The sequence below is a fragment of the Eudoraea chungangensis genome, from assembly GCF_029360665.1.
GTDB classification, from domain to species: domain Bacteria; phylum Bacteroidota; class Bacteroidia; order Flavobacteriales; family Flavobacteriaceae; genus Eudoraea; species Eudoraea chungangensis.
This window is the reverse complement of the sequence record NZ_JARDUB010000002.1, coordinates 114,010-128,127: the sequence shown is the minus strand read 5'-3', so window position 1 is coordinate 128,127 and position 14,118 is coordinate 114,010. Positions and strand designations below refer to the sequence as shown.

The following is a 14,118-nucleotide window of genomic DNA, read 5'->3' as shown; positions in this document are numbered from 1 at the left end:
TTCCGTGATTTCTATGAAAGATATAAAAATGAAAAAGAAAGTCCTAGCTTAGATATAAATCAATAAGTCCTTCTGGGGCAGTGATAAAAATCGTCTGCAGTTTGCGATCCACTTTTTGAATAATCGCATCATTTATTGGAATGAGAATCTGGTTTTGGTCTTTTTTGATTTCAAATAAGGCTTGAGAAACATTGTCGTTAACCCCGGTAATTATACCAATATCACCATGTTGGTTATCGATAACACTAAAACCTATTACCTCGTGATAATAAAACTTTTTTCCAGAGAGCTTGGGTAAAAATGAAAGAGGGAGATACAGTTTTGAACCGATTAATCTTTCCGCTTCCGCCTCATTCCGAACATCTTCAAAACGTATCCTTAACAAATTAGATTTATGAAGCACACATTTTTCCATAAAAAAAGGAACCAGACTGTCTCCAATAGAGACAAAAACTGATTCCATATTCTGATATTGTTGGGGATCATCCGTGTCTAGTTTAACTAAGACTTCCCCTTTAAAACTATATTTAGAAACTATTTTGCCTAGGTAGAAACACTCTTCCTTTTGCACAGTATCTAAAAAATTAAGCTTTATCTTCTTTTTTATCCTCTACGGTTTCGGCAGAATCTTCTTTTTCTTCTTTAGCAACTTCCTTTACCTCTTCAACAACTTCTTTAACCTCTTCAGCTACTTCTTCCTTTACCTCTTCAACAGCTTCTTTAACCTCTTCAGCTACTTCTTCCACAGCTACTTCTGCTTCTTCAACAACCGCTTCTTCTTCCTCTACCGCAACAGCGGCAGCAGCTCTTTTTTCGTTTATTTCTTTTTCAGCCTCTAGTGCTTTTGCCTTCGCCTCGGCTTTTGCCTTATCCAGACCATCTAACTTTTTAGAAACAATTTTTTCCTTTTCAGTCAACCATGCATTGAATTTTTCTTCGGCCTGATCCTCTGTGAAAGCTCCTTTGTTTACCCCACCAAGAAGATGATGCTTATATAAAACACCTTTGTAAGATAAAATTCTACGAGCTGTATCTGAAGGCTGTGCTCCGTTAACCAACCACTGTACAGATTTATCTACATTTAAGTCTATAGTTGCAGGATTAGTGTTAGGGTTGTAGGTTCCTAATTTTTCTAGAAATTTTCCGTCGCGTTTAGATCTTGCATCTGCCGCTACTACCCAATAAAAAGGTTTTCCTTTTTTTCCGTGTCTTTGTAATCTTATTCTAACTGGCATATCACATTAATTTTGTTGGGTGCCCGACCCATGTTATTAATTCTTTTCCCCTTAAAAGGGGTGCAAATATAATCTATTTCTAAATCTTCACAATACTTGGCCAGAAAATTTTATTCTCTTTCTACTAATTGGTCCTTACCTTTTACTAATTTGGCATTGTGCTGCTCAAGTATTAAATCAAATTCATTCAAAACATCGGTATAATCTCCAGTAAGTTCAAATTGTTCCGAAGGATCTGTATCTAGGTTGTAAAGAATTGGCGGTTCGTGTTCCTCTCTTTTGCCAAATTCTCCGTACTCCCCTTGCGTAATGTAATGCGCTTTATACTTTCCAATTCGCACTGCATAAATTTCTGTTCCTCTGTAATACAAAATGCTTTTTCTAGTGCTAGGATTACCATTTAACAATGTTCCACTAATATCTACGCCATCCATTTCACGATCTGTTGGCACTTCTAATCCGGCCATTTTACTAAAGGTTACAAAGAGATCCATGCTAGATCCTAAATCGTGCCTTAAGCCCGGCTTTATAGTTCCCGGACCCCAGAAAAGAGCCGGTTCTCGCATCCCTCCTTCCCAAGTGGTTCCCTTCCCCGCACGCAAAAGTCCGGCACTGCCACCTTTCTCTTTAAAGGTAAGCCAAGGACCGTTATCGGAGGTGAATACTAGAATGGTATTTTCAGCAAGACCCTCCTCCTCCAAGAAATTCATAATATCTCCTACTCCTGCATCAATTTCCTCTATAATGTCCCCGTATAAACCTCGGGCGCTTTTTCCTTTATATTCTTCTGAAACAAACAGTGGAACATGTGGAAGGTTATGCGCCAAGTAAACAAAGAAAGGAGATTTTTTATGCTCTTTAATATAATTAATTGTCTCCTCTGAATATCTTTTGGTTATTGTATTTTGGTTAACCGGTCTTTCTATTATTTCTGTATTTCTATACAAAGGGACATTAAAATCTTCAGTTTTTATTTTTTCATCTGCTTGCATTAGGTATTCCCGATAAGGCAACTGGCTTGTCCTGTCCATATCATTAGAATAAGGTATACCAAAGTAGTAATCAAAACCATGGGTGGTGGGTAAAAAGGCATCCTTATGGCCCAAGTGCCATTTTCCAATACACGCCGTATTATAGCCCGCCGATTTTAGGTGTTCCGCTAGAGTAATTTCACTCGCAGGCAAACCTCCTTTTGAGTCGGGAAACAGCACGCGTCGCTTACTGCTGGCCATACCACTTCGTACGGGTAATCTCCCTGTGAGGATTGCAGCTCTGCTTGGTGTACAAACACTGGCAGCAACATAAAAATTAGTCCATTTCTGACCCTCCTCAGCCATTCTATCCAGATAAGGTGTCTTAATACTAGGATGCCCATAACTACTAAGATCCCCATAGCCCAGGTCATCTGCAAAAATTATAATGAAATTTGGTTTTTCACCTTGCGCATCCTGTGCTTCTATCGGAATATTTACCAATGAAAAAAGAATAAACAGGAGATAATAAAACCAGGTGTTTGTATGAGTTGTCATAGAGAAATGTTTAAAAAAAGAAATATAGTGAATTAAAAATGAGTCCCCTATGGATGATGCAGTCTTAAGTTAATAACTCCTAATAAAAGCTTCTGGAGTTTGCGATGTATTTCCCTATTTTTATGCCTTGCTTAATACCCTACCCTCACATTTATGTATCTGATTTTTGACACCGAGACCACCGGACTTCCCAAAAGATGGAACGCCCCAATTAGTGATACAGATAACTGGCCACGCTGCATCCAAATAGCATGGCAGCTACACGATTCTATGGGGAATTTAGTAGTACACGAGGACTATCTGGTAAAACCAGAAGGTTTCAATATTCCATATGACGCGGAACAAATTCATGGTATCTCCACGGCATTAGCAGAGAAAGACGGGGTGGCAATTGCGGAAGTACTTACCCTTTTTAAAGCTGCATTATCAAAAGCCAAATTTATTGTTGGTCAAAACATAGGTTTCGATGTTAATATTATGGGGGCTGAATTCTTCAGGCATGAGGACTCCAATCCTTTTGACGGTTTTCCGGTTTTAGATACCTGTACAGAAAAAACAGCTAGCCTATGTCAGATCCCCGGAGGCAGGGGCGGCAAATTTAAACTCCCAACCCTAACAGAACTACATCAATACTTATTCAGACTACCTTTTAAAGAAGCACACAATGCCACGGCAGACGTAGAAGCTACCGCACGGTGTTTCTTTGAACTTCTTAGAAAAGGTAACTATTCACAGGAGGAGTTAAAGGTTACTCCTGATTACTTTAGAGATTTCTCGGAGGCAAACCCAAAAGAGATTGCACCTGTTGGTCTAAAGCACATCAATCTTAAAAAGGCCTCTGAAAAAATTACAAAAAATTTAGAAGCTGCAAAGGATAAAAATATTTCTGAAGACGACCTGAATAAAAATATTCAGTCTTTGGAGGATGTGTCGTTCGTTCATTTGCATAACCACTCTCAATTTTCTGTACTTCAGTCCACTATTAAGGTAAAAGATCTGGTTAAAAGTGCCACTTCAGAAAATATGTCGGCAGTGGCCATTACGGATCATGCCAATATGATGGGGGCTTTCCACTTTGTTAAAGAAGTAAAAGCGCATAATAAACTAGTAAGAGAATCACAAATCCAAGAGGAAGAAAACAGCTCTAATCTAAAAGAAATAAAACCCATTATAGGATGCGAGTTTTTTGTTTGTGAAGACCACCTGAACAAAAACCTAAAAGACTACGGTTATCAGATGGTGTTTTTGGCAAAAAACAAAAATGGTTATCACAATCTTGCTAAAATGTCTTCGTTGGCCTATACCGACGGCTTCTATTACGTCCCCAGAATAGATAAAAAGATTGTTGAAAAATACCAAGAGGATTTAATTGTTTTGAGCGGTAATTTATATGGGGAGATAAGTTCCAAAATTTTAAATATCGGAGAAAAGCAAGCCGAAGAAGCTCTTTTATGGTGGCAAGGTGTTTTTAAAGATGATTTTTATCTGGAGATTATGCGCCATGGGCAAGAAGATGAAGATAGAGCCAACGAGGTTTTAACAGCCTTTGCTGAAAAGCACAGGGCAAAACTTATAGCCACAAACAATACTTATTACTGCGCAAAAGAAGATGCTGCTGCGCATGACATTCTACTCTGTGTAAAGGATGGAGAAAAGCAGACTACTCCAATAGGCAGAGGCAGGGGTTACAGATACGGTCTTCCTAATCAGGAATATTATTTTAAAAGCGAAGAGGAAATGAAAAGTCTCTTCCAAGATATTCCGGAGTCGATAATTAATATTCAGGAAGTAGTAGATAAAATTGAACCTTATGATCTGGCAAGAGATGTACTCCTGCCCAAATTTGAAATACCAGAATCCTTCTTAGTGGAGGAAGATAAAAAAGATGGAGGTAAAAGAGGGGAGAATAGTTACTTAAAACATATTACCTACAAAGGCGCCGAAAAAAGATATGGGGAAGTAACGGAAGATATAAAAGAGAGAATAGACTTCGAATTAAAAACTATTGAAAATTCTGGGTATCCAGGCTACTTTTTAATTGTCGAGGATTTTATTCGGGAAGCAAGAAAAATGGGCGTATCCGTAGGTCCTGGCAGGGGTTCTGCCGCGGGCTCCGTTGTAGCCTATTGCCTTTGGATAACTAATATAGACCCGCTAAAGTACGACCTGCTTTTTGAACGGTTCCTAAATCCCGACAGGGTTTCAATGCCAGATATCGATATTGATTTTGATGATGAAGGCAGGGGGAAGGTCATGGACTATGTAATCGAAAAATATGGCGCTAATCAGGTAGCACAAATTATTACTTATGGTACAATGGCTGCAAAGTCTTCTATAAGAGATACTGCCAGGGTTTTAGATCTGCCATTACATGATGCAGACAGGATAGCCAAGCTTATCCCAACCATGTCGAAATTGAGTAAAATTTTTGGTGTCCCAGAGGCCGACTTAAAGAAAAAATTTAGGACTGACGAATTAGAAAAAGTACATAACCTGCTTGCCATTTCAGAAGGAGACGATCTAGAAGCGCAGACCGTAAAAATGGCAAGAGTTCTGGAAGGTTCTTTGAGAAATACTGGTATACACGCCTGTGGCGTTATTATTACCCCAGATGACATCACCAATTTTGTCCCTGTAGCAACGGCTAAAGATTCGGATCTTTATGTAACGCAATTCGATAATTCTGTGGTTGAAAGTGCCGGACTCTTAAAAATGGATTTCCTTGGTCTTAAAACATTAACCTTAATCAAGGATACCCTAAAAATAATTAAGGCAAAATATGGTAAAGAATTAGATCCAGATAGTTTTCCATTAGATGATGAGGCCACTTATGAATTGTTTCAAAGGGGGGATACTGTAGGAATATTTCAGTATGAATCCGTAGGAATGCAAAAACACCTAAAGGATTTAAAGCCCTCCGTTTTTGATGATTTAATAGCAATGAATGCCCTTTATAGACCTGGGCCTATGGAATACATTCCAAGTTTTATTGCCAGAAAAAATGGGGATGAAGACATTACCTATGATCTGCCTGAAATGGAAGATATCCTTAAGGAAACCTATGGAATTACTGTATACCAAGAACAGGTGATGCTTCTTTCACAAAAATTGGCAGGATTCTCTAAGGGTGATGCCGATGTACTCCGAAAAGCAATGGGAAAGAAAATTTTTGCGCTTCTGCAAAAACTAAAACCACAGTTCCTCGACGGAGGAGAGAAAAATGGGCACCCAAGAGAAATACTTCAAAAAATTTGGAAAGATTGGGAAGCCTTCGCTTCTTATGCTTTCAATAAAAGTCACTCTACCTGCTATGCCTATATAGCTTACCAAACGGCCTATTTAAAGGCACACTACCCATCGGCATATATGGCAGCCGTTCTTTCAAATAATATGAACGATATAAAGCAGGTCACTTTTTTTATGGAAGAATGTAAGCGCATGGGCTTGGAGGTGCTTGGGCCTGACGTAAATGAATCTTACTACAAATTTGCCGTGAATCAGAATGACGCTGTACGATTTGGAATGGGAGCGATAAAAGGAGTTGGCAGGGCTGCTGTAGAAACAATTGTAGAGAATAGAAAAGCAAAAGGTCCTTTTAAATCGGTATTCGACTTAGCCAAAAGAATAGACCTGAGAGCTGCAAATAAAAAGGCATTTGAAAACTTGGCCTTAGCAGGAGGTTTTGATTCTTTTGGGGAGGCAAATAGATCACAGTATTTTCATAAAGAAGGTGATGGACTTACTTTTCTGGAAATGGTCTTAAAGTTTGGCGCCAAATTTCAGGAAAGTGAAAACTCTTCTCAGGTTAGTTTGTTTGGAGAATCTAGTGAGGTACAGATTCCAGAGCCAATAATTCCTCCTTGTGAGTCATGGGGAACTATGGAAAAATTGAAAAGAGAAAAAGAAGTTGTTGGAATTTATATTTCCGGCCATCCTTTGGATGATTTCAAAAAGGAAATTAGCAGTTTTACCAATAGTAGTATTTCCTTTTTTGCGAATATAGAGGAATATGTAAATAGAGAATTATCTTTTGCCGGGGTAATTACGGATGTACAACACAGGATTTCAAAAAATGGTAAAGGTTGGGCTCTTTTTACAGTAGAGGATTACACCGAAAGTTTTGAATTTAGAATGTTTGGAGAAGAATATTTAAAATACCGCCATTTTCTAATGATCAACTCTTTTATCTATATCAAAGTTTTTATAAAGGAGGGATGGGTAAACAGAGAAACCGGAAAGAAAGGCGATCCAAGAATGCAATTTAACCACTTTAGTCTGCTTCAGGACAGTATGGAAAACTTTGCTAAAAAGTTGACGATTAAACTTAATATTCATGAATTAGAGGAAGACTATATTACCGACTTAAAGGATACTTTTATTTCTTATAAAGGAAAACATGCGCTGCATTTTGTGGTATATGAAAATCAACAAGAGATTAAGCTAAACCTGTCTAGCCGAAAGCAAAAAGTGGAAATCACTTCAGAGCTTTTGCATACTTTAGAAGAGAAGGAAGTGCATTATAAATTAAACTAAATAAACTTTATCAATATACCAATAGGAAAAATGTATGTATCTGAAGTAATGAATAGGTATAATATTTGACTAACTTTGTATAATTCTAAATATAAATAAAATGGCTTTAGAGATAACAGACGCTACTTTTGACGAAGTAGTATTAAAGAGTGACAAACCAGTTGTAGTAGATTTTTGGGCAGCGTGGTGTGGGCCTTGTAGAATGGTTGGTCCTATTATAGACGAGGTTAGTTCGGAATACGAAGGAAAGGCCGTAGTAGGCAAAGTAGATGTTGATGCAAATCAGGAATTTGCAGCGAAATACGGGGTAAGAAACATTCCTACCGTATTGGTATTTAAAAATGGTGAAATTGTAACAAGACAAGTAGGTGTATCGCCTAAGAAGGTCTATACAGATGCAATTGAGGCCGTTTTATAAGAGAACATTCTTAAAACTTTAAAAAAGGTTTGGCAGATGCCAAACCTTTTTTGGTTTATCTTGCTCCTATGGATTTAAGGTCTGAATTACATAAAGCACCGCTATTTCAAAATTTAGAACTACTAGCAAACCAAATAGTAGAAGGGTTTATTAGTGGTATTCACAAGAGTCCATTTCACGGTTTTTCCGCAGAATTTGCCGAACATAAGATTTACAATAATGGAGAAAGTACAAAACACATAGACTGGAAACTCTTCGCTAAAACAGATAAGCTTTTTACAAAGCGGTACGAAGAAGAAACGAATTTAAGGTGTCATATGATATTAGATAATTCAGCTTCTATGTACTATCCTGAAGTAGATGATCTTTCTATTTCTAGTTTAAATAAAATTGGTTTTGGAGTTCTGGCCATTGCTGCATTGATGAAAATATTAAAAAAGCAAAGAGATGCTGTTGGACTAAGTGTGTTTTCCGACAGATATTCTTTTTACAGCAGTGAAAAAGGGAGCGAAAGACAGCACCAAATGTTACTGGCAAAACTAAGCGAAATCAGCCTGGAAAAAGTCCCTGCAAAAGAGACACATCTCTATACATACCTTCATCAAATAGCAGAAAAGATAAAGAGAAGGAGTTTAATTTTTCTCTTTACCGATATGTTCCAGACCGCCTCGGACGACGATAAAATATTTGATGCTTTAAGGCATTTGAAATACAATAAACACGAGGTAGTTATTTTTCATCTAATGGACTTCGAGAAAGAATATCATTTTAATTTTGAAAACTCCCCTAAAAGATTTGTCGACGTAGAAACAGGGAAACACATAGACCTGTATGCAGATACAGTAAAGGAGGCATATGAAGATGGTATATCGAAATTTTTAAAAAACCTAAAACTGCAATGTGCCAAATATAAAATAAAGTATGTAGAAGTAGATATAAAAGAATCCTTCGCCAAGGTGTTAAATACCTTTATGATTGAGCGCCAAAATTTTCTTTAACTATTCACATTTTAGAGAAAATTGTTTGTGCAATTGAAATAGCAATGTATATTTGCACACGCTAATTGCAACGGTCTGGTAGTTCAGTTGGTTAGAATACCTGCCTGTCACGCAGGGGGTCGCGGGTTCGAGTCCCGTCCAGACCGCAAAAAAGAGCCCTTCACAAAAATGTGAGGGGTTTTTTTAGTTTCAAAACGTAAAAGTTTACTTTTTCAGTGAGAAAGTAAAAAAGTATTAGCTAACGAAGGGCGAAAATTTTGCGAGGCCACACTTTAGGCCGCTTTTGAGCGAAGGTGAGAAAGCAATCCCGTCCAGACCGCAATGTAAATAATCCTTGTATAGTTAATCAATACTTTTAAGATTATGTCTATTGTACTTGTGCGATTTTCGTACAGTAAATTTCTTTAGTCATTCGTTTTCTTACATTTCTCGACATCTTAACTTTCTGTAATTTCGTCTTGATTACTTAACTAAAATTGTCAATGATTAATAAAATAAGGTTTTTCTAACCCCTTAGGTTAACGTCCCTAGACTCTATATTAATAGTATGATTAGTAAGTAAACTTCTAGAATTTACTATATCGTGGTTTTATGAACAGATTAGATATAAAACAATTGACTATTATGAGGGTTGTACTTGAAAGAGTCCTAATAAAACTTCAAGAAGAAAAGAACTCTCTTTCTGACTTAGGAAACGACGATTAATAGGATATTTAGTAATAATTTCATATTTTATTGACAATATTAAAGTCGCAATAAAGCCAACTTATGAAGGGTAGTGTTATCTTGTTATTTTCTTTTTTTTCTATCTTTCTTTTTAATAGTTGTTCAAGTTCCGAAAATGAAGTTTTGGATAACGCTGTTATTGATGAAGCCGATGACCCTATTCAGGAGACAAATAACAGTCCTGTTGTAATGGATCAATCCTTTAGTGTATTAGAAAATAATGATTTTCAAACAATAATAGGTAAAATAGCTGCTAGCGACCCAGATGGCGATCCTCTTGAGTTCTTAACGGCCGATGAGGTAGAAATTAACAAAGATACGGGTGAGTTTTCTCTAGCGGAAAATGGTCCTTATCTTTTAGATTACGAAACCAATGATTCTTTCTTATTCGACATTATTGTAAGTGATGGGAAGACTAGTGTGACTGCGAGAATAACAGTTCAGATTGAAGATGTCGATGATGGGCCACTGAGGGACACAGAGAAAAGAATTGTAAGAAGTTTTATGTTTCAGGTACAATATGACCAAACGGACTATCCACTTTATAAAAGAACAGAAAAGGCCCAAATGTATTTGTCTGGATTTGTAACCAATCAGCTTCGTAGTGTAGTATCTCTTTCTATCCAAGAATATAATTCTATGTTTTCGGACGGTTTCGAAATTTCTGTAATTGATGATTCGTTGACAGCCAACGTCACTCTTCATTCTGGTACTATTGAGGAACTAGAATTTCTATGGCCTGATTATTATGAACTGGCCCTTAGATTTCCTGGACTGGGCGGCATAGCCGGAGGAGATAGAGTTTGGATTGCAGATTATGCACATAATAGTCGAACCATTAAACATGAATTAGGTCATATGATAGGACTAGGCCATTCACCTGTGGAAGAGTGTGGATTTGGTGCAGAAAATAGCATTATGTGTGGTGGCGTAGGTGGGGCAGGTAATCGTTTTAACGAAATTGATGTTGGCGTTATACAATATTATTATCATCCTGATATGCCATTGGGTCTTCCGGGAACCGAAGTAGTTAATCGTCTTAGCGAGATAATTATATCGGAAAGATAAACTGTAATAGACTTTTTCTCTTTTCTGACAGATAAATGAATTGTTGAGGGTTGTTTAGGTTTTTCTGAGAACCTAAACATCAACAATAACAATATAACGATCCCTACTTCCTGAAAAAAATTGCTCAAAAAAAAGGATCTAGCCTTTCCTATCTTTTCTTTCAATCTCCCGAACACCCTTTAAATACTGCAGTTTTTAGGATGTACCCCCTTTGTACCCCCTTCATTTTTTTTTGTTGAAAATCAGAAATCTAGGTTTGTAGAGTCATTGAAAATCAATCTAATCAATGACATCCGTTTTGTGGTCTTGCTCGGTTAAGGGCTGCAGACTTTTTATCGAGCAGGTCACACAAAACAGTAATCAAGTTTAATCCGCAAAACAAAAAATGATGAAAACAAACTTTAGAATAACCAGAAGATTCTTAATTGTCTCTCTATGTATGGTATCAATAGCTTGCAGCAAAGAAGACAGCGACGGCCAAAGGGACCCAGATGGAGAAGTTGAAGAACTTGCACCTAGCATTTCAACCAGTGAATTTGAGACCGACAACGGACAAATTGGAATAAGCCTAAGTGCCCGTGAAATTGCAAGAAGAGGCTATAAACCAGTTACCGCAGTGATTTCAATGGAATCATCTTCAGGTATTGAAGACCAAATAATAAGCTTCGATGAATACAGCAATTTAGCCATACTCTCCTTTGAAAATGATGCTCTTGACGCTACTATTGAAAGTGAATTGAAAGATGGAGTTGCTGTTCAAGTAACGGTAAGAGATGAAAACGACGCTGTTTTGGCAACCCAAGACTTTACTAAACTATCATTCAAACCAAGCCCAGAAGATGAAGAAATCGGGGCCGAAGGTTTAGACGACTTATTCGCAGATATAAGCCTGCGACCAGATTTAAAATACTATGTACAAGTAGTTAACAAAGAAAATGAAGTAATTGCTGCCCCTGGTTCGCAAGGATACCTAAATGAAAGTAGCGTTAGCATGGATATGAAGGTCAGGACGGATTTGAATTATGCAGAAAACCCGGAGTATTTTGAGAATTTTACAACCTATTACTTCCAAAAAATCCCCAATAATGAAGGGTTCTATTCCATGGCCGTTAAAAATGGAAATGACATCCACTATCTCTATATGTCGGGTACCCGACTAAATATTCAAACCAGAGAGAACTTAGAAAGGAACGGCACCAATACAAATGTTGAATTTTTTACTAACTACTGGTTCAAAATAATTAAAGAAGGGCCTGGATTGTTTTCTATAGTGCCTTTTAATACAGCGAATCCTTTGGTTATATCTGGCAGTAATTTTCTAATTGCATCGAATAATACTCCTACAGATCCCAATTACTTTAGAATATTGCTTTTTGATATAGATTGGGATGTGCAAGTGGTTGATTCGCAATTTGCCAAACCCATTATGCCGCCTTCTGCTACTAATAGTGCCTATAACAGTACTTTGAGAAACTGTAGTAGTGGAACATTGACGCAAACTGTGGGAGAAAGTACTACCATTGCGACAACTCAGGTTGCCGGATATGAAGAAACAATGTCTGTTTCAACCACAAACACTGCTGGTGTTGAAGTAAGTGTAGAAGTAGCCTACGAAGCAGAAGCCAAATTCTTTGGTAGTGGAACCAAACAGTCCATCACCGGATCAATTACCGGTAGTTATGAATACTCGAAAACTGCAACGGAAACCAATACTCGGTCTAGGAGTATTAGCACTGAAAAGTCTGTTGAAGTTTCAGTATCAAGGGAAGTAGGTGTTCCTCCTGGTACCGCAATTGCAGTTGCAGATATCTACCAACAATATCAAAATATAAGAGTCCCCTTCGTACAAAAATTCAGAATCTCAGGAAAATACCAAGAAGATAATATGGCTTTAACCGGGCAAGAAATACTTACCCAATTTGCCTTCAATAGTTTCACCGGAGTTATAACTGAGGTGGAAGCAGACTATATTGAGGTAACCGTTCGTGGCAACACCATTATCGATAAAATTATCGAGACCTCAACGGAAACTCGGGATATTGCCCATAGCTGTAATGATTTATAATTATATTGTCTGTGTATACTAAAATTAAAGCCCCGAAATAACTCTTTGGGGCTTTACTTCTTTAATTATTAAAGCTAGCAGAAAAATATAATAAAAGAAGCCCGTGTCCAAACCAAATAACAAACAGCCTCCCTAAAAGTGGCATAACAGCTATAAATCTATAGGTAGTAGTTCACTTAATACTTAATCGATTGGTGAGCCCCTAAAAGACTCTCTAACAGCATCTCTTGGCAGATTAGTAGTCAAAAAGAACCCGGAAAGACACCACTTTTTGATTATATTATGTTTAACCTAAATGTAAATGATCAACAGCATCCCAAATCTATGGCTCCTAGATTAATTGAAGGTGTATTTTACACTAATCTGTAGCCTGTTAGCGTACCCCCTAGAACCATCAAAATCTTCCCTAAAACCCCTTAGATATTCCATTCCTACAAATGCATTATCGATAAAATGCCAAATGAGGTTCGCCGCGACATAGCCAGTCGCGTGCGGACTTCCTTCTGGCTGTCCTAGGGTATTATCGATGTCCCCGTAATTATACACAAGGAGGCTAGTCCATTTCTTAGACCAATAATGCTCATAAGAAAAAAAGATGCCAAATTCTGTCAACGCGTCTATAGTTCCATCTTCATTCAAGGCTGTAGAGCCACCTCCCCTGTATCTGCCAATACCAGGTCCGTATACGCCCTGAAACCCCAATCTGTCTTCTCCTAGGATTCGTATTATTCCTGATAGATTCAAACCGTATAATGAAGTGTTTACATCGCCCCCTTCCTCATATCTGTATTGCATTAGGGCGTAATATGTGGATAGTTGAAGGTGGCCCCAGTCTCTGTTATGCCTGTATCTGACGGTAATATCAGGAATGGGTGAAAAAAAAGCACCATCCTGTTCGGGTTGTTGCCCAATCTTACTAGGTTTTTCAATGGAAAAAGCAATATAAGAAGAACCAAGAGCGTGTTTATATCGAATTAGAGGTTGTCGAATAAAGACGTAGGCCGCAGGTTTTTCAAAATCAAGTGTAGCAGGTATAATGTCCTCATCCATAAAATTAGACCACCACTGACCTGCCCGCCACTTGTCCGCTATGTCAACGAAAGCATGACGTAAACGAAACGCTCCATTGGTGCCAAAAAAGTCTCCTTCTATGTACAAACGTATATCCCCAATGCCAGTTCCCCGAATCGCATCAAGATGGAGCCTTGTTTCTTTGGCGTTCAGATTTGCCGATGACCCGGTTGATCCGTCCGTAGGAATCGTTGCCGTATTGAAGAAGTCAGGCGAACCAATGGGATTAAAGTCTTGAATATAGTCCAATTTCACATAGCCTCCTAAATTTAAACGGGTATCTAGTTTAGGTAACTGCCACCAACCTGGAGGCAGTTCATCTTTGTCTTTGGAGTCTTGCGACCATAGATTCTCACTGCCACCAATAAATGCGACAATAATGAATAGTATTAGGAATCTTGTAGTTAACCAGAAATGTGATATTCGAACAATCATAATATAGATTTTTTAGTATTAAGGAAAACATTCCCATTTT

9 protein-coding genes and 1 tRNA gene are annotated in these 14,118 nt (G+C 37.8%); 6 read left to right on the top strand and 4 right to left on the bottom strand.

The genetic code is table 11. From position 1 onward, the window contains the following. Positions 1-43 precede the first annotated feature (43 nt). The 3 genes from rimM to PXG98_RS05175 all read right to left on the bottom strand — a co-directional run bounded on the left by rimM (position 44) and on the right by PXG98_RS05175 (position 2,764). Complete coding sequence (rimM, locus tag PXG98_RS05185; protein WP_276389358.1) at positions 44-571, bottom strand: ribosome maturation factor RimM; 528 nt, start codon at positions 569-571, stop codon at positions 44-46. A gap of 13 nt (positions 572-584) precedes the next feature. Beyond that, a complete protein-coding gene (locus PXG98_RS05180; protein WP_276389357.1) occupies positions 585-1,235 on the bottom strand; it encodes a 30S ribosomal protein S16 in 651 nt (216 codons plus the stop codon). 110 nt (positions 1,236-1,345) lie between these two features. Continuing rightward, positions 1,346-2,764, bottom strand: coding sequence for a sulfatase family protein (locus tag PXG98_RS05175; protein ID WP_276389356.1), 1,419 nt, complete (start codon positions 2,762-2,764; stop codon positions 1,346-1,348). Between the two features lie 153 nt (positions 2,765-2,917). Here PXG98_RS05175 and dnaE point away from each other — a divergent pair, with 153 nt between their 5' ends. The 6 genes from dnaE (at position 2,918) to PXG98_RS05145 (ending at position 12,572) form a co-directional block, all read left to right on the top strand. Next, positions 2,918-7,297 carry a DNA polymerase III subunit alpha gene (gene dnaE / locus PXG98_RS05170; protein ID WP_276389355.1) on the top strand — a complete coding sequence of 1,460 codons (4,380 nt, stop codon included), beginning with the start codon at positions 2,918-2,920 and terminating at the stop codon, positions 7,295-7,297. Positions 7,298-7,397: 100 nt separating this feature from the next. Continuing rightward, positions 7,398-7,715, top strand: a complete 318-nt coding sequence (trxA, locus tag PXG98_RS05165) for a thioredoxin (protein WP_276389354.1) — start codon at positions 7,398-7,400, stop codon at positions 7,713-7,715. 68 nt (positions 7,716-7,783) lie between these two features. Continuing rightward, positions 7,784-8,713, top strand: coding sequence for a DUF58 domain-containing protein (locus PXG98_RS05160; protein ID WP_276389353.1), 930 nt, complete (start codon positions 7,784-7,786; stop codon positions 8,711-8,713). 72 nt (positions 8,714-8,785) lie between these two features. Further along, a tRNA-Asp gene (locus tag PXG98_RS05155) sits at positions 8,786-8,859 on the top strand. Positions 8,860-9,481: 622 nt separating this feature from the next. Continuing rightward, on the top strand, positions 9,482-10,507 hold the full coding sequence (locus PXG98_RS05150) for an Ig-like domain-containing protein (RefSeq protein ID WP_276389352.1): 1,026 nt from the start codon (positions 9,482-9,484) through the stop codon (positions 10,505-10,507). Positions 10,508-10,892: 385 nt separating this feature from the next. Further along, positions 10,893-12,572, top strand: a complete 1,680-nt coding sequence (locus tag PXG98_RS05145; protein ID WP_276389351.1) for a hypothetical protein — start codon at positions 10,893-10,895, stop codon at positions 12,570-12,572. 336 nt (positions 12,573-12,908) lie between these two features. Here the strand turns inward: PXG98_RS05145 and PXG98_RS05140 are convergent, their stop codons facing one another. Continuing rightward, positions 12,909-14,078 (bottom strand): DcaP family trimeric outer membrane transporter, encoded by a 1,170-nt coding sequence (locus PXG98_RS05140; RefSeq protein ID WP_276389350.1) that lies wholly within the window; start codon positions 14,076-14,078, stop codon positions 12,909-12,911. Between the last annotated feature and the right edge of the window lie 40 nt (positions 14,079-14,118).

Coding starts and splice junctions, on each gene's coding strand:
- PXG98_RS05180 (WP_276389357.1), bottom strand. CDS start 1,235: ATGCCAGTTAGAATAAGATTACAAAGACACGGAAAAAAAGGAAAACCT.
- PXG98_RS05175 (WP_276389356.1), bottom strand. CDS start 2,764: ATGACAACTCATACAAACACCTGGTTTTATTATCTCCTGTTTATTCTT.
- dnaE (WP_276389355.1), top strand. CDS start 2,918: ATGTATCTGATTTTTGACACCGAGACCACCGGACTTCCCAAAAGATGG.
- trxA (WP_276389354.1), top strand. CDS start 7,398: ATGGCTTTAGAGATAACAGACGCTACTTTTGACGAAGTAGTATTAAAG.
- PXG98_RS05160 (WP_276389353.1), top strand. CDS start 7,784: ATGGATTTAAGGTCTGAATTACATAAAGCACCGCTATTTCAAAATTTA.
- PXG98_RS05150 (WP_276389352.1), top strand. CDS start 9,482: ATGAAGGGTAGTGTTATCTTGTTATTTTCTTTTTTTTCTATCTTTCTT.
- PXG98_RS05145 (WP_276389351.1), top strand. CDS start 10,893: ATGATGAAAACAAACTTTAGAATAACCAGAAGATTCTTAATTGTCTCT.
- PXG98_RS05140 (WP_276389350.1), bottom strand. CDS start 14,078: ATGATTGTTCGAATATCACATTTCTGGTTAACTACAAGATTCCTAATA.